Source organism: Streptococcus mitis (assembly GCF_002096855.1).
In the GTDB taxonomy this organism is placed as follows: domain Bacteria; phylum Bacillota; class Bacilli; order Lactobacillales; family Streptococcaceae; genus Streptococcus; species Streptococcus mitis_Y.
This window is the reverse complement of sequence record NZ_NCVH01000020.1, coordinates 1-1414: the sequence shown is the minus strand read 5'-3', so window position 1 is coordinate 1414 and position 1414 is coordinate 1. Positions and strand designations below refer to the sequence as shown.

The 1414-nt window shown below is 37.5% G+C and carries 1 protein-coding gene; it reads left to right on the top strand.

The window, feature by feature from the left end:
- Nucleotides 1–123 precede the first annotated feature (123 nt).
- Nucleotides 124–1380, top strand: coding sequence for an ISL3 family transposase (locus tag B7698_RS00640; RefSeq protein ID WP_031233301.1), 1257 nt, complete (start codon nucleotides 124–126; stop codon nucleotides 1378–1380).
- Nucleotides 1381–1414: the final 34 nt, after the last annotated feature.

Sequence of the window (1414 nt, the reverse complement as noted above, 5' to 3'; positions counted from 1 at the left end):
GGCTCTATAATATTTGTAGTGGGTAAATCCCCTATAGATATTATGGAGCCGTTTTTATTGTAGAAAAAAAGTCCCATAAGATCTATAATGAAAAGCGACCAAACCATCATTAGAAAGAATCCTATGGAACAATTACATTTTATCACAAAACTACTAGACATTAAAGACCCTAATATCCAATTTATGGATGTCATCAATAGGAATACCCACAAAGAAATCATCGCTAAACTGGACTATGAGGCCCCATCTTGCCCTGATTGTGGAAGGCAAATGAAGAAATATGACTTTCAAAAACCGTCTAAGATCCCTTACATAGAAACGACTGGTATGGCTACTAGAATTCTACTTAGAAAACGTCGTTTTAAGTGCTATCAGTGTTCAAAAATGATGGTTGCTGAGACTCCTCTAGTAAAGAAAAATCATCAAATCCCTCGTATCATCAACCAAAAAATTGCTCAGAAGCTGATTGAAAAAACTTCTATGACCGATATTGCCCATCAGCTGGCCATCTCAACTTCAACTGTCATTCGCAAGCTCAATGACTTCCGTTTTAAGTCTGATTTTTCTCGTCTGCCTGAGATTATGTCTTGGGATGAGTACTCCTTTACAAAGGGAAAAATGAGTTTCATTGCACAAGATTTTGAAAAGCTCAATATCATCACTGTTCTCGAGGGAAGAACACAAGCTATTATTCGAAATTACTTTCTTAAATATGATAGAGTCGTCCGATGTCGAGTGAAAATCATTACTATGGATATGTTTAGCCCTTACTATGACTTGGCTAAACAGCTTTTTCCAAACGCTAAAATCGTGTTGGATCGTTTCCATATTGTCCAACACATGAGCCGTGCTATGAGTCGTATGCGTGTCCAAATCATGAATCAGTTTCATCGAAAATCCCATGAATACAAGGCTATCAAGCGTTACTGGAAACTCATCCAACAAGATAGTCGGAAACTCAGCTATAAACGTTTTTATCGCCCTACTTTTCGCATGCACTTGACGAATAAAGAAATTCTAGACAAGCTTTTGAGCTATTCAGAAGACTTGAAACACCACTACCATCTCTATCAACTCTTGCTTTTTCACTTTCAGAATAAGGAACCGGATAAATTTTTCGGGCTCATTGAGGACAATCTAAAGCAGGTTCATCCTCTTTTTCAGACTGTCTTTAAAACCTTCCTCAAGGATAAAGAGAAAATTGCCAACGCCCTTCAACTACCCTATTCCAACGCCAAACTGGAAGCCACCAATAATCTTATCAAACTTATCAAGCGCAATGCCTTTGGATTTCGGAACTTTGAAAACTTCAAAAAACGGATTTTTATCGCTCTGAATATCAAAAAAGAAAGGACGAAATTTGTCCTTTCTAGATATTAGCTTTTCTTCAACCCACTACAGTTGACAAAGAGCC